The following is a 22,997-nucleotide window of genomic DNA, read 5'->3' as shown; positions in this document are numbered from 1 at the left end:
TGGCGCCGGGCGCGCGGCCGTTCTAGCGTGAACGCATGATCGAGCTGGACGGCCTCACCAAACGCTTCGGCAGCAAGGTTGCCGTCGACCATCTGTCATGCCGGGTCAAGCCGGGCATGGTGACCGGATTCCTCGGCCCGAACGGCGCGGGCAAGTCCACGACGATGCGGATGATGCTCGACCTCGACAACCCGACCAGCGGCACGGTGCGCATCGACGGCAGGCACTACCGGGAGCTGCAGGAGCCGCTCAAGCACATCGGCGCGCTGCTGGACGCCAAGTCGATGCACGGCGGGCGCAGCGCGTACAACAACCTCCTGTGCCTCGCCCAGAGCAACCGCATCCCGGCGAGCCGGGTCGCCCACGTGCTCGACACCGTCGGTCTGAGCGCGGTGGCGAAGAAGAAGTCCAAGGGTTTCTCGCTCGGTATGGGACAACGGCTGGGAATCGCCGCGGCGCTGCTGGGTGATCCCGAGATCCTGATGTTCGACGAACCCGTCAACGGTCTGGACCCGGAGGGAATTCACTGGATCAGGAATCTGATGAAGGCCCTCGCCGCGGAAGGCCGGACGATCTTCGTCTCCTCGCACCTGATGAGCGAAATGGCCCTGACCGCAGATCATTTGATCGTCATCGGACAGGGCAGGCTGCTCGCCGACACCTCGATGGCCGATTTCATCCGCGACAACTCCCGGAGTTTCGTGCGGATGCGCTCTCCCGAGCGGGAGCGGCTGCTCGACGTGCTGCACACGGAGGGCGTCGTCGTGGTCGAGTCGGGCAACGGCACACTGGAGGTCGACGGCGAGCCCCCGGAGCGGCTCGGTGAACTCGCCGCGCGGCACGGCATCGTGCTGCACGAGCTGAGTCCCCAGCAGGCCTCCCTGGAGGAGGCCTTCATGCAGATGACCGCGGGCTCCGTGGAGTACCACGCCCACTCCGACCGGGACGGCACACCGCCGGTGCCCGCGCCGGCGGGTCCGAACTGGGGCGAACGGTGGAACCAGCAGGCCGGCGACGGCACGAAGGGCGCGTGACGGCGATGGCATCGGTACCCGCGGTCCTGAACTCCGAATGGACCAAGATCCGGACGGTCTCCTCGACCACCTGGACGCTGATCTCCGCGTTCGCCGTCACCGTCGCGATCGGGGCGGCCCTCAGCGCCGTACTGAACAGCCAGTTCGACGACCTCTCCGACGCCGAGCGCGCGACCTTCGACCCGACCTTCGTGGGCTTCTCCGGACTGATCCTGGGGCAGCTGGCGATGGTCGTCTTCGGGGTCCTGGTGGTCGGTACGGAATACAGCTCCGGCATGATCCGCACGTCGCTCGCGGCCGTGCCCCAGCGGGGCTCGTTCCTCTTCAGCAAGATCGCGGTGGCGGGCGTCCTCGCCACGCTGGTCGGCCTCGCCACGAGTTTCGTGACCTTCTTCTTCAGCCAGGCCCTGCTCGGCGACCACAGCACCGACATCGGCGCGCCGAACGTCCTGCGCGCCGTCTTCGGCGGCGGTCTCTACATGGGCCTGATCGCGGTCTTCTCCATGGGCGTGGCCACGATGCTGCGCAGTTCCATGCTGTCGCTCGGCATCCTGATGCCGTTCTTCTTCCTCGTCTCGCAGATCCTCTCGGCGGTCCCCGGGGCCAAGAGCGTGGCCCGCTACTTCCCCGACCAGGCGGGCTCCGAGATCACCCAAGTCGTCCCGGACGCCATGAACAGCGACCCCGCACCGTACGGACCGTGGGGCGGGCTCGGGATCATGGTGCTGTGGGTGATCGCGGCGCTGGTGGGCGGCTTCCTCGTCCTGAAGAAGCGGGACGCCTGACCGGAAGCGGGTGCGCCGGCCCGGCGGCGGCACCCCGTCGGTGCGGACGCGGTGTGCCCGACGACCCGCGCGACGGCTTGGCCGGAACCAGGGCACGCTGGTTATCCTCCTAAGTCTTACGGGGGCGTGCGGCCGGCCGGCCTGGGCCCCGACGACAGACACGTCGATGGGGCTGGAGAATGATCGAGGCAGTCGGCCTGACGAAGCGCTACGGCGCGAAGACGGCCGTGCACAACCTTTCCTTCCAGGTACGCCCGGGTGCCGTGACGGGGTTCCTCGGTCCCAACGGGTCGGGCAAGTCCACCACCATGCGCATGATGCTCGGCCTCGACCGGCCGACGTCCGGCCACGTGACGATCGGCGGACACGCCTTCCGCAGCCTGCCCAACGCGCCGCGCCAGGTCGGGGCGCTGCTCGACGCCAAAGCGGTCCACGGGGGGCGCAGCGCCCGCAACCACCTCCTCAGCCTCGCCCAGCTGGCCGGCATCCCGGCGGCCCGGGTGGACGAGGTCCTGGGCGTCGTCGGGCTCCAGGACGTCGCCGGTAAGCGCTCCAACGGCTTCTCGCTGGGCATGGGGCAGCGGCTCGGGATCGCGGCGGCGCTGCTCGGGGATCCCCAGGTGCTCCTCTTCGACGAACCGGTGAACGGGCTCGACCCCGAGGGCATCCTGTGGGTGCGCAACCTCATGAAGCAGCTGGCCTCGGAGGGGCGCACCGTCTTCGTCTCCAGCCATCTGATGAGCGAGATGGCGCTCACCGCCGATCATCTGATCGTGATCGGGCGCGGGCAGCTGCTCTCCGACATGAGCGTCACGGCCTTCATCTCGGCCAATTCCGCGGACTTCGCCCGGGTGCGGGTCGCGTCGGACGGGCCCGAGGTCCGGGAGAAGCTGACGGCGTCGCTGACGGAGGCGGGCGGCCGGGTCATGACGGAGCCGGACGGCGCCCTGCGCGTGACGGGGCTGCCGCTCCCCCGGATCAGCGACCTGGCCCACGAGTCCGGCGTACGGCTGTGGGAGCTCTCGCCGCACCAGGCGTCGCTGGAGGAGGCGTACATGCGGATGACGCAGGGCGCCGTGGACTACCGGTCGACCGCGGACGCCAAGGCGGGACTCCAGCCTCCGCAGCCCGCCCACGGATTCGGGCAGCCGGGATCCGGCGGGTACGCGCAGCCGGGATACGCCCCCCAGCCGCCGCCCGAGGTCCCGGGGCAGGGCTGGTACGCCCCGCCCCCGCCGGGACAGAACCCGTACGCCGACGCCCCCGCGGCCACCGCCGAACCGACCGAGCGCACGACCAGCGAGGACCCCCGATGACGACACCGGCGACACCGCCGCCCCCGCAGGCACACCCCCACCAGGACCCGCAGCAGGGCTGGGGCAGCCCGTCCGGGACGTACGCCTCGCCGATCCCGGTGCGCACCCCGGGCCTCGGCGACGCGATCGCGTCCGAGTGGACGAAGATCCGCTCGGTGCGCTCCACGATGTGGACGCTCGGGGTGATGATCGTGCTGCTGGTCGGCATCGGACTGCTCACCGCGTTCGCCGTGAGCGTGTCGGACGCGGAGATGGAGGGGACACCGGTCCTCAGTCTCGGCTTCTTCGGCGTGCTGCTGGGCTCGATCTGCGTGATCACGCTCGGCGTGCTCACCATCGCGTCCGAGTACGGCACGGGAATGATCCGCACGACCCTGACCGCCTGCCCGAGCAGGGCGCGGCTGCTGACCGCGAAGTCGGTCGTCTTCTTCCTGCTCGCCTTCACGATCACCACGGTGACGACGGGGATCGTCGGGTTGCTGCAGACGGCCATGCTGGGCGGGGTCACCGCCGACGCCGGCTCCTGGACGCGCGCCACCCTGGGGATCGGCCTCTACGTCGCGACGCTCGGGCTGCTCGCCCTCGCGGTCGGCGCGCTCATCAGGCACTCGGCGGGCGCGATCACGGTGATGATCGGGGTGGTGCTGCTCCCGCTCGTGCTGGCGATGTTCATGTTCGCGGACTCCCTGGCGCGCGTGCAGCAGGCCCTCTTCGAGTACTCCGTCCCCAGCCAGCTCGGCGCGATGTACGACGCCTCGGTGGCCACGTCGGGACCGACCGGCTGGCAGCCGCTGTGGATCATCATCGGCGTGACCGCCGTGGTCATGGCGGGCGCGTACGCCTCGCTGGACCGGCGGGACGTCTGACTCAGTAGCGCGGGGCGTTCCTGGACCGCTGCACCCTCGTGGTGCGGCGGTCCTTCGCGTTCCAGCAGGCCTTGTGCCAGTGCCTCCGGTCGTCGATGCCGCCGAACTCGGGCCAGGCCACCATGTGCGGCACCCCGGACGGGATCTCCTGGTCGCAGCCCGGGCAGCGGTAGCGCTTCCCCGCCGCGCTCGCGCCGCTCACGGGGCGCACCGACCACTCCTCGCCCTGCCAGCTCTCGGTCGCACCGCCGCTGCCGTACCGCTCCCCGGGCTCTCGTGCGTTTCCATCGGGACTCTCGCCGCCTCGGGGGCGGTTGCGGCGCGGGGACACGGAACACCTCACGTGACGGTACGGGCAGATTGTTCCGTCCAGCCTAGAGCCATCCGCGGCGGACCGGGTGCGTGTGAGGCGCCCGAGTGCCGGTGGGGCGAGTGGGTAACCGGAAAATCGCAACAACTTCGCCGCGGACCGTGCCTTTGGCACGTGTCAGACGTTGTTGCCAGTGGGGGACAGCCGCGTCGGCCGTAAGGAGGCAAGAGGCGATGCGCGTAGGAACGTTCGTACTGGCGGCACAGTTTCCGGGGCAGGGGCAGGGCGAGGCCCTGCACCGCGCGGTCCGGTCCGCCGAGGTCGCGGAGGAGTCCGGACTCGATTCCGTCTGGCTGGCGGAACACCATTTCGTGCCGTACGGGGTGTGCCCGTCCGCCACGACACTGGCCGCGCTGCTGCTCGGCCGCACCCGCAGGATCAGGGTGGGCACGGCGGTCAGCGTGCTGCCCAACCAGCACCCGGTGATGCTCGGTGAACAGGCGGCGCTGCTGCACCTGACCAGCGGCGGCCGCTTCACCCTCGGGGTGGGGCGCGGCGGCCCGTGGGTCGACCTGGAGGTGTTCGGAGGCGGCCTCGACGCCTACGAGCGCGGCTTCCCCGAGGCGCTGGGGCTGCTGCTCGACTGGCTGGACAAGCCCCGGGTGGCGGGCGGCGGGGAGCGCTTCGGCTTCCGCGAGGTGGCCGTGGTCCCGCGCGCCGACGAACTCCTCGGGGACGGCCCGCCGGGCCCCGAGGTGATCGTGGCGTGCACCTCGCCGAAAAGCGTGAAACTCGCCGCTGGAAAGGGTTTGCCGATGCTCCTCGGGATGCACTGCGGCGACGAGGAGAAGGCGGAGATGGTCGCGCTGTGGCGGACGGCGGCCCGGGACGCCGGCCAGCCGGCCGACGTCGTGGAGCGGGTGGAACACGTGTCCGCAGGGGTGGCCCAGATCGCCGACCGTACGGCCGACGCGGTGGAGACGCTCGTGAAGGCGATGCCGGGGTGGCTGCGCCAGGGGCTCGACGCCCATGTGACGGTGGACGGCCGGCACCGGGTGATGCGCGACCCCGTCGCGTACACGGAGTTCCTGTGCGGGCTCCACCCGGTGGGACCGCCCGGTCTCGCCGCCGACCGCCTGGCGGCCACGGCGGAGCGCACGGGCATCACCCGCTTCGCCCTCATGGTGGAGGGATCGGGCGATCTCGCGGCGACGGAGACCAATGTGCAGCGGCTGGGCACAGAGGTGCTGCCGCTGCTGAAGTGACGGGTTCACGCTGGTTGTCCTGGTGGTGCGGTGGTACGGAAGCTGCCGCTCCGGAGCCAGTTGCACCTCCCGCGGCCCGAAGCGGCAGCGGAAGCGTCAGCAGTCCCGCAGCTCGGGCGACTGGTTGAGCAGCTGACCCCTCACCGAGGTGAAGCGGGCCAGACGCTCGTCGACCGAGGAGTCCAGCGGGAATACGGCGATGCGGTGGCAGTTCTGGAATGCCAGGCGCACCCCGAAGTGCCGCTGCAGCGCGCCGCGTATCGCATCACTCGCGAGCGCACGCAGCAGCTGACCACGTGCCTGCTCGTCCGGCGGGGGCGTCTGGTTGTCGGCGAACTCTCCGCCGTCGACCTTCAGCTGTGCCACCAGGGAGCTGATCATCTCCCATGCGTAGGGCAGGGAGGTCCGGACGCAGTCGACGAAGTCGGCTTCGTCGACCTCGCCTCGCTCGGCCTGTTCCAACAGCGCCGGTGAGACGTCGAGCGACATGGGTTCTCCTCTCGCGACCCCGACGGGTGGCCGGGGCCTTACGGGCAGGGCAGGGCGGCGACGCTGCGTACACAGGCGGCGACCTCCTGCTTCCACGGTAAGGGCGCAGTCCGGGCCGCACCAGGAGATTGGGAACACAACCGGCCAATAACGAACGGTTGCAAAGAGGGGCAAGCCCGATCGGGGTCCTTCGGGGGGCGCCGGGGCGGGGTCCGGGAATCGCGTGGACCCCGCGTCGTCGAGTAGCGTTGCCGACCATGCGTCTCGTCATCGCCCGTTGCTCCGTCGACTACGCGGGCCGGCTCACCGCCCACCTGCCCTCCGCCCCCCGTCTGATCCTGGTGAAGGCGGACGGCAGTGTCTCGATCCATGCCGACGACCGGGCGTACAAACCGCTCAACTGGATGTCGCCGCCCTGCACCCTGAAGGAGGGCGCCGACGACAACGAGGGCGTCTGGACCGTGGTGAACAAGGCGGGCGAAAAACTGATCATCACCATGGAGGAAATCCTCCATGACTCGTCCCACGAGCTGGGCGTCGATCCGGGTCTCATCAAGGACGGTGTGGAGGCACACCTCCAGGAGCTGCTCGCCGACCGCATCGAGACGATCGGCGAGGGTTACACGCTGATCCGCCGTGAGTACCCGACGGCCATCGGCCCGGTCGACATCCTGTGCCGGGACGCGGACGGCGCGACGGTGGCCGTGGAGCTGAAGCGCCGCGGCGACATCGACGGCGTGGAGCAGCTGACCCGCTATCTGGAGCTGCTCAACCGCGATCCCCATCTCGCGCCGGTGCGTGGTGTGTTCGCCGCACAGGAGATCAAGCCGCAGGCGCGGGTGCTGGCAACCGACCGCGGTATCGGATGCCTGGTCCTGGACTACGACGCGATGCGCGGCATCGAGGACGACAAGCTGCGGCTGTTCTGACCCGGGGGCGCCCGCCCCCTCGCCACACAAGCTGCGGCTGTTCTGACCCGGGGGGCCCGCCCCCTCGCCCCGCCGCACTGCCGCTCACGCCGTACGGGCCCGGATTCCGGGCCCGTACGGCGTACTTCGCCGTCAGGCCGTCGTCGGTGAAACGGTCGCTTCCTGCGTGGTCGACGCGCTGACCGTCTCGGCCGGTCCGCTCGCGGAGTCGGACATGGTCGGGGCCGTGGTCGTCTCCGACTCCGACGGGGTGGGCGTCGGCGTCGGGGTCTCGGTCGGGGTCCCGGTCGGGGTCCCGGTCTGGCCGGGCGGCGTGGTCGGCGGCTTCGTGGGCTTCTTCGTCGGCGACGGGCTGCCGTGCGTGGGCTGTCCGGTGGGGCTGCCGCTCGACGGGGTGGCGGAGCTCGCACCGGGGCTGGAGGCGCCCGGGGACGGAGTGCCGCTCGCCGACGCACCGGCCGTGCCGGACGGGCCGGGTGCGGCGGGGCCGTCACCGGGCGTGCCGTCCTCGGACACCGGGTCCTCGGCGGGTTCGTCCGCGGGGAGACCGTTCCCGCCGTCGTCCTCGTCCGCCGACTGCTCGGTCGTGACGTTCCGCCCTTCCGGGTCCTCGCTGCCCGAGGTCGCGCCCAGCGTCACGACCGTGCCGAGCACCGCCGCCAGCAGCGCACCCGCGCCGACCGCGACGAGATTGCGCCGGGCACCCCGGAGCACCCCCACGCGGGTGCGGCCCCTCTCGGGCGTCATGGGTTCCCGATGGGTGATCAGCATCGCGGAGGTGTCCGTGACCCGGGGGAAGAGCGGTCTGACCGCGGGCACACCGCCGGGGGGCGAGACGGGCTCGTCGCGCAGGACGGGCAACTCATCGCCCGACAGGGTGCGTTCGGCCGGGAGTGGTTCACCGGCACGGTCGGCGACGAGGGCGAGTGCGCGTCGCCCCGCCACCGCACCGGACTTGTCGGCGAGCGCACCGCGCATCCCGATGGACGTCTCCAACTCGGCCCGGGCGCGGTCGAGATGCCCGGTGCAGAGCGCGAGGATTCCCAACTCGTGGTGGAAGTAGGCCTCTTCGGCGACCTCACCGGCGATCCGGGCAGCCTCCTGGCCGGATCTGAGCGCCTTCTCCCAGGAGCCCCACTGCATGCCGGCGGCGAAGGCGGGCGCGGCGCTGCGGGCCAGCAGGACGGCCGCACTGGCCTGTCCCGCCAGATCGCCCGGGACGAGGCGGGACAGTGCGGCAAGGAGGGCGTCAGCCTCGGCGGCGGCCCGTTCGGGGGTGACGGAGGGGTGGCCGGACCACCAGGTGTAGTGCTGGGCGGCGCTCCGGGCGTGGGAGTCGGCGGTCTCGCCGTATCCGCTCGCCTCCAGTTGGGCCAGCACCCCGGCGGCCAGCCGGTAGCGGGAACCCGCCGGGGAGAGCAGCCCGCTGCGGTGCAGTTCGCCCAGCGCGGCATCGGCGTGGGTGTCGCCCACGAGGGCGGGCAGGTGCGCCTGGTGCGGCACCTCGCCGCCGAGGGCGACGGCGAAGCGGAGGGTCTCGCGGGCGGCCTCGCTCAGCCGGGAGGCGAGCAGTGCCGCGGGCGCGGCTCCCTCACCGAGGCTGGGCAGGGGCGAGTCGGCCGAGGGGGCCGTGCCGAAGGCCGGCATGTCGGCCGGGTCGTCGTCGAAGGCCTCGACGGTGTCCTGACCGGTCCGCAGGTCGTCGCGCTGGCGCAGGAGGGCGCCGGCCTGGACGAACCGCAGGGGCAGCCCTTCGGACTCGAACCAGAGGTCTCCCGCCCAGTTCGCCTCCTCGTCGGTGAGTTCGCGCTCCACGACGCGCTGGAGGAGTTCGATCGACGCGCTGCGGCCGAGGCCGTCGAGGGAGACCTCTTCGAGGTTCGAGTCGGCGGTGGGCGCGGGCACGTCGGGGGACGCGCCGAAGAGGAAGGCGCACTCGGGCGTCGCGTCGAGCAACTCCTGCAGCGGGGCGCCGCCGATTTCGAGGTCGTCGACGACGACCACGGCCCCGATGCCCTGGACGAGGGCGAGGAGCCCTTCCCGGTCGGGGCGGTGCAGCGGAGCCCGGTGGACGGTCTCGAAGAGCGCGTGGAGCAGGTCCGCGGAGGTCCGCTTGTAGCCGGAGAGCCGCACGACCCCGTCCGGGGCCAGATCCGCGCAGTCGGCCGCGACGGCGTCGAGGAGGGCCGTACGCCCGGAACCGGCCGGTCCGGTGAGGCGCACCGAGCGTCCGCGCCCGAGGTGGCGTACGAGGCGCTCACGGTCCTCCTGACGCTCCAGGAGGGGCAGCTGGGGGCCGGGGGGCCCGGCGGGGACGGGCGGCGCCGCAGCGCGCTCCCGGTCCTCGCGCTGCTCGGCGGTGTAGCGCTCGGGAGTGGAGGGGCGCTCCCCCGGCCGGCAGGACTCGACCTCGCTGCCGTCGACCGGGTTGACGGTGAGCAGGAGGTCGCCCGATATCAACTGCACCGCGCGGGACTGCTGCGGTGTCTGGTGCCCGAATTCGGGCGTCAGCGGTTCACGGGACTGACGTCGCGGTGGCGCGTCGTCACCGGACCGGTCATGGCCGTACTCTTCCGGTCCACGGTTGGTCGGGTCCATCGTCAAAGCCCCCCAAAGGCGCAGCGCGCGGTGACCCCTTCCGGCCTCGCACGCCCGCTTCGGCTCGTTCCGGTCCGGTGTCCGCCGGTGGGTCCTCGTCGATCGGCGGACGGCCGAACCCTAAACCTTCGCACAGTATCCATGAACCATCGGGGGGCCGCGCCGCCCACGACGTCACATTCTCGTGAGGATTGTGCGTAAATAGCCGTCCGCCGCTCCGGTCCGCCCGGAATTCCCTATACGCGTGGCAGGGAATCCGCCGCGATTCCGCCCTCGATGGCCAGGATCCTGTGGAGCCTCGTCGCGACCAGCAGGCGCTGCATCTGCGGCGGCACGCCGCGCAGTACGAGCCGTCGGCCCGCCCTGCCGGCCCTGCGGTGCGCACCCATGATGACGCCCAGTCCTGTGGCGTCCCACGAGTCCAGCTCGGTGAGGTTCAGCACGAGATCGCCGGCGCCGTCGTCGACGGCCGAGTGCAGGACCGTACGGGCGTCCGCCGCGCTTCGGACGTCGAGGCGGCCCCCGACGACCAGTTCGGCGTGGTCGCCCCTGATGTGCATATGCGCTCCCCGGAAATACTCCGCAGCAAGGTCGGTCTGACTGTTTTCTCTTTCTTCCTCTGCCCCAACTGACTGCCTCGGTGACAGGGAAGTTGCCGTCTGTAAGCGAACCGATACCGAATTCACCCCGAGGAGTGAAGAAGGTGTGGCGGTACCCCCTGGATCCGGATGCCGGGCGGCTCCGGTTCCCGGGCACCCGGGGTCCGGCCGACGGCGCGTCGGACGGCCCGGGGGCCCGGTCGTGATCAGTAGGTGTAGAAGCCCTGCCCGCTCTTGCGGCCGATGTCACCTGCGTCGACCATCCGGCGCATCAGCTCCGGGGCGGCGAACTTCTCGTCCTGCGACTCGGTGTAGATGTTGCCCGTGGCGTGCAGGAGGATGTCGACGCCCGTCATGTCCGCCGTGGCGAGGGGGCCCATGGCGTGGCCGAAGCCCAGCTTGCACGCGGTGTCGATGTCCTCGGCCGAGGCGACGCCCGACTCGTAGAGCCTGGCCGCCTCGACGACCAGCGCCGAGATCAGACGGGTGGTGACGAAACCCGCGACGTCGCGGTTGACGACGATGCACGTCTTGCCGACGGACTCGGCGAACTCCCGGGCGGTGGCGAGGGTTTCGTCGCTGGTCTTGTAGCCGCGCACCAGTTCGCAGAGCTGCATCATCGGGACCGGCGAGAAGAAGTGCACGCCGACGACGCGCTCGGGGCGCTCCGTGACCGCGGCGATCTTGGTGATCGGGATGGCGGACGTGTTGGACGCCAGGACGGCGTCCGGGCGGACGACCTTGTCGAGGGTGCGGAAGATCTCGTGCTTCACTTCGAGCTTCTCGAACACGGCCTCGACGACGACGTCGGCGTCGGCCACGGCGTCGAGGTCGGTGGTCATGGTGATCCGGGCGAGCGCGGCCTCGGCGTCGGACGCCTCCAGCTTGCCCTTGGAGACGAACTTGCCATAGCTCGCCTCGATACCGCCGCGTCCGCGCGCCAGGGCCTCGTCGGTGACATCACGCAGCACGACGTCCCAGCCCGCCTGGGCGGAGACCTGCGCGATACCGGACCCCATGAGTCCGGCGCCGATGACGGCGAGCTTCCTGGCCACGTTCGCACCCCTATGCATAGTCGGTCGTTCTCATGCTCTCCGGCGGAGATTAGTACCCGTGAGGGGACATGAGGCCGTGAAGAGATGCGCGTCACGTCTCACATGACGGACATCACACCCTCCGGCGTCACGCGGCGGCGCGCCGCGCGTAGTTGAGCGCCCTCTCGACGCTCGCACGGCGCGCCGTCCCGCTGCCCGTGGGCGGGTACGCGCTCCCGCGCCGGCCGGCATGCCACCACGCGTACGGCGCGCGCCGACGGCGTGGCGGCCCCCTGACACTCGTGGCCGTGACGGTGGGCACGTCCGTCCCCCGCGGGGCGGGGCGGTAACTACGCTGGCCCCATGGTCAATCTGACGCGCATCTACACCCGTACCGGCGACAAGGGCACCACCGCCCTCGGCGACATGAGCCGGACCGCCAAGACCGATCTGCGGATCTCGGCCTACGCCGACGCCAACGAGGCCAACGCCGTCATCGGTACGGCCGTCGCGCTCGGCAACCTCTCCGAGGACGTCGTGAAGGTCCTCGTCCGCGTCCAGAACGACCTCTTCGACGTGGGCGCGGACCTCTCCACGCCGGTGGTCCAGGACCCGGAGTACCCGCCGCTGCGGGTCGAGCAGTCCTACGTCGACAAGCTGGAGGCGGACTGCGACCGCTTCCTGGAGGACCTGGAGAAGCTGCGGAGCTTCATCCTTCCGGGAGGTACACCGGGCGCGGCGCTGCTGCACCAGGCCTGCACGGTCGTCCGCCGCGCCGAGCGGTCCACCTGGGCGGCGCTGGAGGTGCACGGCGAGGTCATGAACGCCCTCACGGCGACCTACCTGAACCGGCTCTCCGACCTCCTGTTCATCCTCGCCAGGACGGCGAACAAGGAGGTCGGGGACGTGCTGTGGGTGCCGGGCGGCGAACGCTGACCATCGGCCGGCCCCGGCCAGGGCGAAGACGCACACGTCAGTCGGCCGCCCGGAGGGCCGGGGCTGCGCAGCAGGGTGCAAGCGGCTTTCTCGGCACGGGAGTTGGGGATCCGACACCCGCTGGGAAACTTTGGTCTGGACCTCTTGACGATTGGTCCAGACCTTCCTAATCTCACCGAACACACTGCGGTGAGTACGCCATGACAAAGCGGGCTCAGGGCGACGCAGGGTTTGCAGTCCACGGACCATCCCCGTTAGCCGACCTCACCCGAGGAGCACCGTTGAGCACTGACAACCCCCTACGCGGATCCCGTCTCAGATGGAGGCGCGGAGCCGGTACCGGCACCCGGTCCAAGGCGGTCGCGGGCCTCACCGCCCTGCTGCTGCCGCTCGCCGCCATGGTCGGCCTGGCCTCCCCCGCCGAGGCCGCCACGTCCGCGACGGCGACCTACGTCAAGAAGTCCGACTGGGGCACCGGCTTCGAGGGCCAGTGGACGGTGAAGAACACCGGCACCACCGCCCTCTCCTCCTGGACGATCGAGTGGGACTTTCCCTCCGGCACCGCGGTCGGCTCCGCCTGGGACGCCACCGTCACGAGCTCCGGAACCCACTGGACCGCGAAGAACCTCGGCTGGAACGGCACCGTCGCCCCGGGCGCCAGCGTCAGCTTCGGCTTCAACGGCACCGGCACCGGCTCGCCCGCCGGCTGCAAGCTGAACGGCGCCTCCTGTGACGGCGGCAGCGTCCCCGGCGACAACGCCCCGTCCAAGCCCGGCACGCCCACCGCGAGCAACGTGACCGACACCTCCGCGAAGCTCACCTGGACCGCCGCCACGGACGACAAGGGCATCAAGAACTACGACGTGCTGCGCGACGGCGCCAAGGTCGCGACCGTCACCACGACGACGTACACCGACACCGGCCTCACCAAGGGCACCGACTACTCCTACACGGTGCAGGCCCGTGACACCGCCGACCAGACCGGACCCGTCAGCTCCTCGGTCGCCGTCCGCACCACCGGGACCACCGACCCGGGCAACCCCGGCACCGGCGACAAGATCAACCTGGGCTACTTCACCGAGTGGGGCGTCTACGGGCGCAACTACCACGTCAAGAACCTCGTGACCTCCGGCTCCGCCGCGAAGATCACCCACATCAACTACGCCTTCGGCAACGTCCAGAACGGCAGGTGCACCATCGGTGACTCCTACGCCGACTACGAGAAGGCCTACACCGCCGACCAGTCGGTCGACGGCGTCGCCGACACCTGGGACCAGCCGCTGCGCGGCAACTTCAACCAGCTGCGCAAGCTGAAGGCCCGGTACTCGCACATCAAGGTCCTCTGGTCCTTCGGCGGCTGGACGTGGTCCGGCGGCTTCCCGCAGGCCGCCCAGAACCCGGCCGCCTTCGCCCAGTCCTGCTACGACCTGGTCGAGGACCCCCGCTGGGCCGACGTCTTCGACGGCATCGACATCGACTGGGAGTACCCCAACGCCTGCGGTCTCACCTGTGACACCAGCGGCCCGGCGGCCCTGAAGAACGTCGCCTCCGCGCTGCGGACGAAGTTCGGCACCGGCAACCTGGTCACCGCCGCGATCACCGCGGACGGCTCGGCCGGCGGCAAGATCGACAAGGCCGACTACGCCGGCGCGGCCCAGTCCATGAACTGGTACAACGTGATGACGTACGACTTCTTCGGCGCCTTCGCCCCGCAGGGCCCGACGGCCCCGCACTCCCCGCTCACCTCGTACTCCGGCATCCCGCAGGAGGGCTTCAACTCCGCCGCCGCGATCGCCAAGCTGAAGGCGCAGGGCGTCCCGGCCTCGAAGCTCCTGCTCGGCATCGGCTTCTACGGCCGCGGCTGGACCGGCGTCACCCAGTCCGCCCCCGGCGGCACGGCGACCGGCGCGGCGCCGGGCACCTACGAGGCGGGCAACGAGGACTACAAGGTCCTCAAGAACACCTGCCCGGCCACCGGCACCATCGCCGGCACGGCCTACGCGCACTGCGGCACCAACTGGTGGAGCTACGACACCCCGGCGACGATCGCGACCAAGATGGCCTGGGCGAACAACCAGGGTCTGGGCGGGGCGTTCTTCTGGGAGTTCAGCGGCGACACCGCCAACGGTGAGCTCGTGACCGCGATGGACAACGGCCTCAGCTAGCCCGGCAGAAGCCTCGGCGCGCCACCCCCCACGAGGCAGCACCACTCCGGGAAATGCGCCGGGGAGACAGGTCCGCCCCCTGTCTCCCCGGTTCTCGCATGCTCAGACCGCATCGGCGCCCGCCCGAGTCCGTCCGGGGGGAAGCCTCCGCTCACGCCACGTTGACCCGCTGGCCGGGCGGTGCCGCCTCCAGCCAGGCGAGGAAACCGGTCAGGGCGTCCTCGCTCATCGCCAGCTCCAGGCGTGTCCCCCGGTGGAGACAGCCGAGCACGACGGAATCCGACAGGAGCGCGAGCTCCTCCTCGCCTTCGGGCAGCCGGCGCGCGACCACCTCGATGGCGGACCGCTCCAGCCCGCGGCGCGGGCGGGGCGAATAGGAGAAGACCCGGAACCAGTCGACGCGGTCACCGCTGTAGCGGGCGACGCCGTAGACCCAGCCCTTGCCGGACGGGTCGGGCTCCTCCGGGATGTCCCAGCGCAGACTGCAGTCGAAGGTGCCGCCCGAACGCTGGATCAGCCGCCTGCGCAGACCGAAGACGAACAGACCCACCGCGACCAGTACGACGATGACGCCGGCCACCCACAACGCGAGGACCATCTCCACCGACCTCCTCGCATCGTCGAGTAACGGATACCGCACCGAGCCGAACCGGACCGCACCTGCATCGCCTCAGCCGCGACACGGTCTGGAAGATTCCAGCACGGGCCGCGGCTGAGTCAAAAACTCCTCGTGGGGACGCTCAGTGCGCCGCCACCGCACGCAGTCGCACGTCCGCGCGGCGCTCGGCGCCCGCGTCCGTCTCCGACTTCGCACGCTCCAGCGCACGCTCGGCGCGCTGGACGTCGATCTCGTCCGCAAGCTCGGCGATCTCCGCCAGCAGCGAGAGCTTGTTGTCCGCGAACGAGATGAAACCGCCGTGCACAGCGGCGACCACGGTCCCGCCGTCGCTCGTACGGATGGTCACGGGTCCCGATTCCAGCACACCCAGGAGCGGCTGGTGACCGGGCATGACGCCGATGTCGCCGGACGTGGTTCGTGCGACAACGAGGGTGGCCTCGCCGGACCAGACACTGCGGTCCGCGGCGACCAGCTCGACATGCAGCTCAGCAGCCAAGGGTGGCTCCTCGGGTCACCACCCGGCGGTCGTGCCGGGTGTCGGTTCGATTCTACGGGGCGTGGTGAGGGGGGCGGGACACACCCACCCCCCTCGGTGAGCCGGAGGCTCAGGAGACGCCGAGCTCCTTGGCCTTCGCCTTCAGGTCCTCGATGCCACCGCACATGAAGAACGCCTGCTCGGGGAAGTGGTCGTAATCCCCGTCACAGATGGCGTTGAACGCGGCGATCGACTCGTCGAGCGGAACGTCCGAACCGTCCAGGCCGGTGAACTGCTTGGCGGCGTGGGTGTTCTGCGACAGGAAGCGCTCGACGCGACGGGCGCGGTGGACGACGAGCTTGTCCTCCTCGCCCAGCTCGTCGATACCGAGGATCGCGATGATGTCCTGGAGGTCCTTGTACTTCTGCAGGATCCCCTTGACGCGGCTGGCGGCCTCGTAGTGGTCCTGCGCGATGTAGCGCGGGTCCAGGATGCGGGACGTGGAGTCCAGCGGGTCCACGGCCGGGTAGATGCCCTTCTCGGAGATCGGACGGGAGAGAACCGTCGTCGCGTCGAGGTGGGCGAACGTGGTGGCCGGGGCCGGGTCGGTCAGGTCGTCCGCGGGGACGTAGATCGCCTGCATCGAGGTGATCGAGTGACCACGCGTCGAGGTGATGCGCTCCTGGAGCACACCCATCTCGTCGGCCAGGGTCGGCTGGTAACCCACCGCGGACGGCATGCGGCCGAGCAGCGTGGAGACCTCGGAGCCGGCCTGCGTGAAGCGGAAGATGTTGTCGATGAAGAGCAGCACGTCCTGCTTCTGCACATCGCGGAAGTACTCCGCCATGGTCAGGGCGGACAGCGCGACCCGCAGACGGGTGCCCGGCGGCTCGTCCATCTGGCCGAAGACCAGCGCGGTCTTGTCCAGGACGCCCGACTCGGTCATCTCGTCGATGAGGTCGTTGCCCTCACGGGTGCGCTCGCCGACACCGGCGAACACCGACACACCGTCGTGCAGCTTCGCCACACGCATGATCATTTCCTGGATGAGGACCGTCTTGCCGACGCCCGCACCACCGAACAGACCGATCTTGCCGCCCTTGACGTACGGGGTCAGCAGGTCGACGACCTTCAGGCCGGTCTCGAACATCTCGGTCTTCGACTCGAGCTGGTCGAAGGCCGGGGCCTTGCGGTGGATCGGCCAGCGCTCGGTGATCTGCGCCTCGGCCTCCGGCTCGTTCAGGATCTGACCGAGGGTGTTGAACACCTTGCCCTTGGTCACGTCGCCGACCGGGACGGTGATGCCCGTACCCGTGTTGGTCACCGACGCCTGGCGGACCAGGCCGTCGGTGGGCTGCATCGAGATCGCGCGGACCATGCCGTCACCCAGGTGCTGGGCGACTTCGAGGGTCAGCGTCTTACGAGCGCCGGCCTCGGCCGGGTCGTCGACCTCGACGTGCAGGGCGTTGTAGATCTCCGGCATCGCGTCGACGGGGAACTCCACGTCGACGACCGGGCCGATGACCCGGGCGACGCGGCCCGTGGCAGCGGCCGTCTCAACTGTCGTCGTCATTACTTGTCACTCCCCGCGGACGCGTCGGCCAGCGCACCTGCACCGCCGACGATCTCGCTGATTTCCTGGGTGATTTCGGCCTGGCGGGCCGCGTTGGCAAGCCGGGAGAGGCTCTTGATCAGGTCCCCGGCGTTGTCGGTCGCCGACTTCATCGCACGGCGGCGGGCAGCGTGCTCGGAAGCGGCGGCCTGCAGCAGTGCGTTGTAGATGCGGCTCTCGACGTAGCGCGGCAGAAGGGCGTCGAGGACGTCCTCAGCCGACGGCTCGAAGTCGAACAGCGGAAGGATCTCGTCCTTGCCGGCGCTCTCCTCCGCGACCTTGTCGAGCGACAGCGGCAGCATCCGGCCGTCGACCGCGTTCTGCGTCATCATCGACACGAATTCCGTGAAGACGATGTGCAGCTCGTCGACGCCGCCCTCGGCCGTGTCCTTCTGGATGGCCTCGATGAGGGGCTCGGCGATCTTCTTGGCGTCCGAGTACTCGGGGCTGTCGGTGAAGCCGGTCCACGAATCCGAGACCTTGCGCTCACGGAAGCCGTAGTACGCGACGCCCTTGCGGCCGACGATGTACGTGTCGACCTCCTTGCCCTCGGCCGCCAGCCGCTCCCTCAGCCGCTCCGCCGCCTTGATGGCGTTGGAGGAGTAGCCGCCGGCCAGACCGCGGTCGCTCGTGAGGAGCAGGACCGCGGCACGGACCGGGGACTCGGCCTCGGTGGTGAGCGGATGGCTGGTGTTCGATCCGGTCGCGACCGCGGTCACCGCACGGGTGAGCTCGGTCGCGTACGGCATCGACGCCGCCACCTTGCGCTGCGCCTTGACGATGCGCGAGGCGGCGATCATCTCCATCGCCTTGGTGATCTTCTTGGTCGCGGTGACGGCTTGGATGCGGCGCTTGTAAACGCGAAGCTGAGCGCCCATCGATCAGCCCTCGCCCAGGAGCTTGCCGTCCGAGGTCTCGAACTGCTGCTTGAAGGCGGCGATCGCGTCGGCGACCGACTGCAGCGTGTCGTCGGACATCTTGCCGCCCTCGGCGATGCTGGTCAGGAGGTCCTTGCGCTCACGGCGCAGGTACTCCAGCAGCTCGCTCTCGAAGCGGCGGATGTCCTCGACCGGGACGTCGTCCATCTTGCCCGTGGTGCCGGCCCAGACGGAGACGACCTGCTCCTCCATCGGGAACGGTGCGTACTGCGGCTGCTTCAGCAGCTCGACCATGCGCTTACCGCGCTCCAGCGACGCCTTGGAGGCCGCGTCCAGGTCGGAACCGAAGGCGGCGAACGCCTCCAGCTCGCGGTACTGGGCGAGGTCCACGCGCAGTCGGCCGGAGACCTGCTTCATGGCCTTGTGCTGGGCGGAGCCACCGACTCGGGAGACCGAGATACCGACGTTGAGCGCCGGACGCTGACCCGCGTTGAACAGGTCGGACTCCAGGAAGCACTGGCCGTCGGTGATGGAGATGACGTTGGTCGGGATGAACGCCGACACGTCGTTCGCCTTGGTCTCGACGATCGGGAGGCCCGTCATCGAACCGGCGCCCAGGTCGTCGGAGAGCTTGGCGCAGCGCTCCAGCAGACGCGAGTGCAGGTAGAAGACGTCGCCCGGGTAGGCCTCACGGCCCGGCGGACGGCGCAGCAGAAGCGACACGGCGCGGTAGGCGTCGGCCTGCTTCGAGAGGTCGTCGAAGATGATGAGGACGTGCTTGCCGTCGTACATCCAGTGCTGGCCGATGGCCGAGCCGGTGTACGGCGCCAGGTACTTGAAGCCGGCCGGGTCGGACGCCGGGGCGGCGACGATGGTCGTGTACTCGAGCGCGCCGGCCTCTTCCAGGGCACCGCGCACGGAGGCGATGGTGGAACCCTTCTGACCGATGGCGACGTAGATGCAGCGCACCTGCTTGTTCACGTCGCCCGAGCGCCAGTTGTCGCGCTGGTTGATGATCGTGTCGACGGCCAGAGCGGTCTTACCCGTCTGACGGTCGCCGATGATCAGCTGACGCTGGCCGCGGCCGATCGGCACCATGGCGTCGACGGCCTTGTAGCCGGTCTGCATCGGCTCGTGCACCGACTTGCGGACCATGACGCCAGGGGCCTGCAGCTCGAGGGCGCGGCGGCCTTCGGTCGCGATCTCGCCGAGACCGTCGATCGGGTTGCCGAGCGGGTCGACGACGCGGCCGAGGTAGCCCTCGCCGACGCCGACGGAGAGCACCTCACCGGTGCGCTGCACCGGCTGGCCCTCCTCGATTCCGCTGAACTCGCCGAGGACGATCGCACCGATCTCGCGCTCTTCGAGGTTGAGGGCGAGACCGAGGGTTCCGTCCTCGAACTTCAGCAGTTCGTTCGCCATGGCGGAGGGCAGACCCTCCACCTTCGCGATGCCGTCGCCGGCAACGCTGACCGTACCGACCTCCTCGCGCGAGGCCGCGTCCGGCTGGTACGACTGGACGAAGTTCTCCAGTGCGTCCCGGATCTCCTCCGGCCGGATCGTGAGCTCCGCCATCTGGGTTCCCTGCTCTCCTTGTTGGGCCCGAAGTTTCTTAAGGGGGTCTGGGGGCGACCCCCAGGAATCTTCTGCAGTCTCTGCACGGCCCAACCGGGCCGCCGTACTTGCTCGTTCAGTTGGTGCGGTTGGTAGCGCTGCGCGCCGTCAGCCGGCCATCCGGCGGGTCGCCTCGGAGAGACGCTCCGCGATCGTGCCGTTGATGACCTCGTCACCGACGCGCACCGAGATCCCGCCGAGGACCTCGGGGTCCACGTCGAGGTTCAGGTGCATCTGCCGGCCGTAGATCTTCGCCAGAGCCGCGCCGAGGCGCTGCTTCTGCCGGTCGGACAGCGGCACCGCGGAGGTGACGACGGCGACCATGCGGTCCCGGCGCTCCGCGGCGAGCTTGGACAGGGAATCGAGTCCTGCCTCCAGGCTACGTCCACGGGGCTGGGTCACGAGGCGCGTGACGACTCGCTCGGTGACGGGCTGGGCCTTGCCGCCGAGCAGACTGCGCAGCAGCTCGCTCTTGGCGGCGGTGGACGCCGTCCGGCTGGTCAGCGCGGAGCGCAGCCCAGTGTCGGAACCGACGATCCGGCCGAACCGGAACAGCTCGTCCTCGACGTCGTCGAGCGCACCCGCGCGCTGGGCCGCGGTGAGGTCTGCGGTGTTCGCCAGCTCCTCGACCGAGTCGACCAGGTCACGCGACTGCGACCAGCGGGAGCGGACCATGCCGGAGACCAGGTCCACGGTCGCGCCGCTCACCTGACCGCTCAGCAGTCGTCCGGCGAGCTCGGCCTTCGCCTCGCCGCCCTGCGACGGGTCGGTGAGGACCCGGCGCAGCGATACCTCGCGGTGGAGCAGCGCGGTGACGGCTGCCAGCTCCTCGGCGAGCTTCGCCGCGTCGACCGACGTGCTGTCGGTCAGCGCGTCGAGACGCTCGCGTGCGGCGGCCAGCGCCTCGCGGCTCGCTCCGTTCATCGGACGGCCTCGGCCTTCGCCTCGAGCTCGTCGAGGAACCGGTCGACGGTGCCGCTCTGCCGGGCGTGGTCCTCGAGGGACTCGCCGACGAGCTTGCCGGCCAGGGCGGTGGCGAGGGTGCCCACGTCCTGACGCAGCGCCGAGGCCGCGGCCTTGCGGTCCGCCTCGATCTGGGCGTGGCCCGCGGCGATGATCTCTTCGCGCTGCCGCTGACCTTCCGCCCTCATCTCCTGGATGATGACGGCACCCTGCTCCTGCGCCTCCTGGCGCAGACGGGCGGCTTCGTGGCGGGCCTCGGCGAGCTGAGCCTTGTACTGCTCAAGAACGCTCTGGGCCTCGGTCTGGGCCGCATCGGCCTTCTCGATACCGCCTTCGATGGCCTCGCGGCGCTCTTCCAGAACCTTGTTGATGTTCGGGAGGAGCTTCTTGGCGAGGAAGCCGAAGACGATGACGAAGGCGATGAGGCCGATGACGAGCTCTGGAATCGGCGGGATGAGGGGATTTTCCATCTCCTCAGCCGCGACCGTAAGCAGCTGGCTCACATCAGTGCCTTTCGTCTCGGGTGCTGTTCGTCAGGCCTGAAGATCAGGAACCGTAGACGAACGGCATGACCAGACCGATGAGGGCGAGCGCCTCACAGAAGGCGAAGCCGAGGATCTGGTTGGCGCGGATGAGGCCGGCGGCCTCGGGCTGGCGGGCGAGGGCCTGGGTGCCGTTACCGAAGATGATGCCGACGCCGACGCCGGGGCCGATGGCGGCGAGGCCGTAACCGATGGAGCCGAGAGCCTTCAGGTCGCCGGTGAGAGCGGCGAGGGTCTGGGACATGCCAGTCTTCCTTCTCTTTCAAGGACCGGTGGGGGTTGGCCACCGGACGAATAAGGGTTCGGTACGCGCTGCTCAGTGGTGCTTGGCGAGCGCGCCCTGGATGAAGGTGCAGGTGAGGAGCACGAAGACGTATGCCTGCAGCGCCTGAACGAAGAGCTCGAACGCGGTCATGACGATGACCATGATGAACGAGACGCCTGCGTACGCGATGCCGATGCCGTTGAGGAGGTACCAGCTGGCGATCGTGAAGAGCAGCAGAAGCGTGTGGCCCGCGAACATGTTCGCGAAGAGTCGCACCGCGTGCGTGAACGGCCGGACGAAGAGGTTCGAGAAGAACTCGATCAGCATCGCGAGCGGAAGCACCGGGCCGAGCGACTTGTCGTAGCCGGTGATGTTCTTGAACCCGCCGACGAATCCGTGCCGCTTGAAGGTCAGGCTGACCCAGAGCACGTAGACGATCAGGGCGAGCACGATCGGGTACGCGATGATCGACGTCACGGGGAACTGGGCGACCGGGATGATCGACCAGAGGTTCATCATCCAGACGAAGAAGAACAGCGAGACGACGAGCGGAACGTACTTCTCGCCCTCGCGCTTGCCGATCGTCTCGTAGACGATGCCGCGGCGGACGAAGTCGTAGCCCATCTCGGCGACCGACTGCAGCTTGCCGGGGACCATCTTGGGCTTGCGGAACGCAGCCCAGAAGAAACCGACGATGATGATCGAGCCGAGCAGGGCCAGCAGCATCGGCTTGTTGAAGTACAGGTTGCTGTCCGCGTCTCCCCAGAGGGGCTCGAACAGGAACGAGTGCAGGCCGGGTGCCGGGAAACCACAACCGTCGAAGATGTGGCAATCGGTCTCGAAGGCGAGCACCTGTGTCGGGTCAGCACTCACCGCGGGCTCCTTCAGCGTGGCGCATAGGTACGGCAACCTCGATGTGTCGGCGCGGCACGCGGCCGCGGTTCGGCACTGGACTGGTGTAACGGATGTGTGAGCGGCAGTCAGGCAATGAGCCTCGCGATCGAGCAGGCGTCAGCTCACATGCCCGCGCCCGCAGTGCCGCAGTTGAAACCGGACGATAGCAGGCTCCGGTGAGCGCCCTTATTCCGGCCCTACCCATCACGCCGACGAGCCCGTCTTCTTGGGCTCGCGGGCGTCGCTGGACTCGGGTTCGACGTAAAGGATCTTGGCCTTCATGTGTGCACGCGCCTGCGCGCCGATCCACGCGAGAGTCGTCGCGACCAGTGTGATCGCGAAGGCCTTCGGGTTGAACAGCGACGTGTCCTTGAACACGGCGACGAAGATGAACAGAAGGAGGAGCTGCGCCGTGTACAGCATCAGCCCCATGGCCTGGAACAGGTGCGGGAGGGACCTGGCGGTCCGTTGGAGGACCACGAGTCCGATCCCCATGAAGAGGATCACGACCAGCGTCGCGACGACCGCACCCACGGCTCCCTTGCCGCCCGCGACACCGGCGCTGACAGCAGCGGCGACGACGCCGGCGGCAGCAGTGGGCACGGCGGTCTGAAGGAGGGTCCGGACGTCGTTGGACGGCATGGCGGTTGCTCCGCATGGCAGGGGGTGGGCAGTGGTCGTCAGGGACGAGCGTAGGCCCGGTCCGAGATCGATGATCCGGGCCAATGGACCGCGCTACTCAGGTCCTTCGGCTTCATCACCGGGCTTCGTGAACGCTATCACAAACTATTTGATGAGGTCTTTACTCA

Annotated in this window: 23 protein-coding genes; 8 read left to right on the top strand and 15 right to left on the bottom strand. The window is 69.6% G+C overall.

Translation table 11 applies throughout. The features are described 5' to 3' along the window. The first annotated feature begins 35 nt into the window (after nt 1–35). From ACFYY2_RS19120 to ACFYY2_RS19105, 4 genes are all read left to right on the top strand, one after another. The gene (locus tag ACFYY2_RS19120) at nt 36–1,034 is read left to right on the top strand and encodes an ATP-binding cassette domain-containing protein (RefSeq protein ID WP_388744101.1); all 999 of its coding nucleotides are present in this window, start codon (nt 36–38) and stop codon (nt 1,032–1,034) included. 5 nt (nt 1,035–1,039) lie between these two features. Next, nucleotides 1,040–1,819 carry an ABC transporter permease gene (locus ACFYY2_RS19115; protein ID WP_388744098.1) on the top strand — a complete coding sequence of 260 codons (780 nt, stop codon included), beginning with the start codon at nt 1,040–1,042 and terminating at the stop codon, nt 1,817–1,819. A 179-nt stretch (nt 1,820–1,998) separates the two neighbouring features. Continuing rightward, nucleotides 1,999–3,135, top strand: a complete 1,137-nt coding sequence (locus ACFYY2_RS19110; protein WP_388744094.1) for an ATP-binding cassette domain-containing protein — start codon at nt 1,999–2,001, stop codon at nt 3,133–3,135. Beyond that, nucleotides 3,132–4,001 (top strand): ABC transporter permease subunit, encoded by an 870-nt coding sequence (locus tag ACFYY2_RS19105; RefSeq protein WP_329040660.1) that lies wholly within the window; start codon nt 3,132–3,134, stop codon nt 3,999–4,001. Before ACFYY2_RS19110 ends, ACFYY2_RS19105 begins: the two co-directional genes overlap by 4 nt. Nucleotide 4,002: 1 nt before the next feature. Here ACFYY2_RS19105 and ACFYY2_RS19100 read toward each other — a convergent pair whose 3' ends face one another. Then, nucleotides 4,003–4,332 carry an ATP/GTP-binding protein gene (locus ACFYY2_RS19100; RefSeq protein WP_329040659.1) on the bottom strand — a complete coding sequence of 110 codons (330 nt, stop codon included), beginning with the start codon at nt 4,330–4,332 and terminating at the stop codon, nt 4,003–4,005. 212 nt (nt 4,333–4,544) lie between these two features. Between ACFYY2_RS19100 and ACFYY2_RS19095 the strand changes: the two genes are divergently transcribed. Continuing rightward, the gene (locus ACFYY2_RS19095) at nt 4,545–5,576 is read left to right on the top strand and encodes an LLM class flavin-dependent oxidoreductase (protein ID WP_388744089.1); all 1,032 of its coding nucleotides are present in this window, start codon (nt 4,545–4,547) and stop codon (nt 5,574–5,576) included. Between the two features lie 96 nt (nt 5,577–5,672). Here the strand turns inward: ACFYY2_RS19095 and ACFYY2_RS19090 are convergent, their stop codons facing one another. Further along, entirely contained in the window at nt 5,673–6,065 is a 393-nt protein-coding gene (locus tag ACFYY2_RS19090) for an SCO5389 family protein (RefSeq protein WP_388744086.1), read from the bottom strand. A 257-nt stretch (nt 6,066–6,322) separates the two neighbouring features. Between ACFYY2_RS19090 and nucS the strand changes: the two genes are divergently transcribed. Further along, on the top strand, nt 6,323–6,994 hold the full coding sequence (gene nucS / locus ACFYY2_RS19085; RefSeq protein WP_099174445.1) for an endonuclease NucS: 672 nt from the start codon (nt 6,323–6,325) through the stop codon (nt 6,992–6,994). 132 nt (nt 6,995–7,126) lie between these two features. Here nucS and ACFYY2_RS19080 read toward each other — a convergent pair whose 3' ends face one another. The 3 genes from ACFYY2_RS19080 to ACFYY2_RS19070 all read right to left on the bottom strand — a co-directional run bounded on the left by ACFYY2_RS19080 (nt 7,127) and on the right by ACFYY2_RS19070 (nt 11,246). Further along, on the bottom strand, nt 7,127–9,592 hold the full coding sequence (locus tag ACFYY2_RS19080) for an ATP-binding protein (RefSeq protein ID WP_388744082.1): 2,466 nt from the start codon (nt 9,590–9,592) through the stop codon (nt 7,127–7,129). A gap of 236 nt (nt 9,593–9,828) precedes the next feature. After that, nucleotides 9,829–10,152, bottom strand: a complete 324-nt coding sequence (locus ACFYY2_RS19075; protein ID WP_073745281.1) for an STAS domain-containing protein — start codon at nt 10,150–10,152, stop codon at nt 9,829–9,831. Nucleotides 10,153–10,397: 245 nt separating this feature from the next. Next, the gene (locus tag ACFYY2_RS19070; RefSeq protein ID WP_388744079.1) at nt 10,398–11,246 is read right to left on the bottom strand and encodes a 3-hydroxyacyl-CoA dehydrogenase family protein; all 849 of its coding nucleotides are present in this window, start codon (nt 11,244–11,246) and stop codon (nt 10,398–10,400) included. Nucleotides 11,247–11,588: 342 nt separating this feature from the next. On the opposite strand from ACFYY2_RS19070, the gene ACFYY2_RS19065 reads away from it, so the two are divergent. Both ACFYY2_RS19065 and ACFYY2_RS19060 read left to right on the top strand, forming a co-directional pair. After that, on the top strand, nt 11,589–12,161 hold the full coding sequence (locus ACFYY2_RS19065; protein WP_329040651.1) for a cob(I)yrinic acid a,c-diamide adenosyltransferase: 573 nt from the start codon (nt 11,589–11,591) through the stop codon (nt 12,159–12,161). Between the two features lie 281 nt (nt 12,162–12,442). Continuing rightward, nucleotides 12,443–14,326: a glycosyl hydrolase family 18 protein gene (locus tag ACFYY2_RS19060; RefSeq protein ID WP_388744075.1), complete on the top strand. Its 1,884-nt coding sequence runs from the start codon at nt 12,443–12,445 to the stop codon at nt 14,324–14,326. Nucleotides 14,327–14,477: 151 nt separating this feature from the next. Here ACFYY2_RS19060 and ACFYY2_RS19055 read toward each other — a convergent pair whose 3' ends face one another. The 10 genes from ACFYY2_RS19055 to ACFYY2_RS19010 all read right to left on the bottom strand — a co-directional run bounded on the left by ACFYY2_RS19055 (nt 14,478) and on the right by ACFYY2_RS19010 (nt 22,830). Then, a complete protein-coding gene (locus ACFYY2_RS19055; protein ID WP_388744072.1) occupies nt 14,478–14,924 on the bottom strand; it encodes a DUF2550 domain-containing protein in 447 nt (148 codons plus the stop codon). A gap of 142 nt (nt 14,925–15,066) precedes the next feature. Then, nucleotides 15,067–15,441, bottom strand: coding sequence for a F0F1 ATP synthase subunit epsilon (locus ACFYY2_RS19050; protein ID WP_325747706.1), 375 nt, complete (start codon nt 15,439–15,441; stop codon nt 15,067–15,069). 109 nt (nt 15,442–15,550) lie between these two features. Beyond that, nucleotides 15,551–16,993, bottom strand: a complete 1,443-nt coding sequence (gene atpD / locus ACFYY2_RS19045) for a F0F1 ATP synthase subunit beta (protein WP_388744068.1) — start codon at nt 16,991–16,993, stop codon at nt 15,551–15,553. Next, nucleotides 16,993–17,910: a F0F1 ATP synthase subunit gamma gene (locus ACFYY2_RS19040; RefSeq protein ID WP_388744065.1), complete on the bottom strand. Its 918-nt coding sequence runs from the start codon at nt 17,908–17,910 to the stop codon at nt 16,993–16,995. The genes atpD and ACFYY2_RS19040 overlap by 1 nt, the downstream gene beginning before the upstream one ends. A 3-nt stretch (nt 17,911–17,913) precedes the next feature. After that, nucleotides 17,914–19,485 (bottom strand): F0F1 ATP synthase subunit alpha, encoded by a 1,572-nt coding sequence (gene atpA / locus ACFYY2_RS19035; protein ID WP_388744062.1) that lies wholly within the window; start codon nt 19,483–19,485, stop codon nt 17,914–17,916. A gap of 147 nt (nt 19,486–19,632) precedes the next feature. Beyond that, complete coding sequence (locus ACFYY2_RS19030) at nt 19,633–20,448, bottom strand: F0F1 ATP synthase subunit delta (RefSeq protein WP_388744059.1); 816 nt, start codon at nt 20,446–20,448, stop codon at nt 19,633–19,635. Continuing rightward, nucleotides 20,445–20,990 carry a F0F1 ATP synthase subunit B gene (locus ACFYY2_RS19025; protein WP_327114582.1) on the bottom strand — a complete coding sequence of 182 codons (546 nt, stop codon included), beginning with the start codon at nt 20,988–20,990 and terminating at the stop codon, nt 20,445–20,447. Before ACFYY2_RS19025 ends, ACFYY2_RS19030 begins: the two co-directional genes overlap by 4 nt. Nucleotides 20,991–21,033: 43 nt before the next feature. Next, nucleotides 21,034–21,273: a F0F1 ATP synthase subunit C gene (locus tag ACFYY2_RS19020; RefSeq protein ID WP_327114584.1), complete on the bottom strand. Its 240-nt coding sequence runs from the start codon at nt 21,271–21,273 to the stop codon at nt 21,034–21,036. A 72-nt stretch (nt 21,274–21,345) separates the two neighbouring features. Further along, a complete protein-coding gene (atpB, locus tag ACFYY2_RS19015; protein WP_388744055.1) occupies nt 21,346–22,167 on the bottom strand; it encodes a F0F1 ATP synthase subunit A in 822 nt (273 codons plus the stop codon). Between the two features lie 225 nt (nt 22,168–22,392). Further along, nucleotides 22,393–22,830 carry a hypothetical protein gene (locus ACFYY2_RS19010; protein WP_388744052.1) on the bottom strand — a complete coding sequence of 146 codons (438 nt, stop codon included), beginning with the start codon at nt 22,828–22,830 and terminating at the stop codon, nt 22,393–22,395. Nucleotides 22,831–22,997: the final 167 nt, after the last annotated feature.

It is taken from the genome of Streptomyces sp. NPDC001822 (genome assembly GCF_042892135.1).
GTDB lineage: Bacteria > Actinomycetota > Actinomycetes > Streptomycetales > Streptomycetaceae > Streptomyces.
Note: the sequence above shows the minus strand (reverse complement) of the source record. Positions and strands in the feature narration are given on the sequence as shown.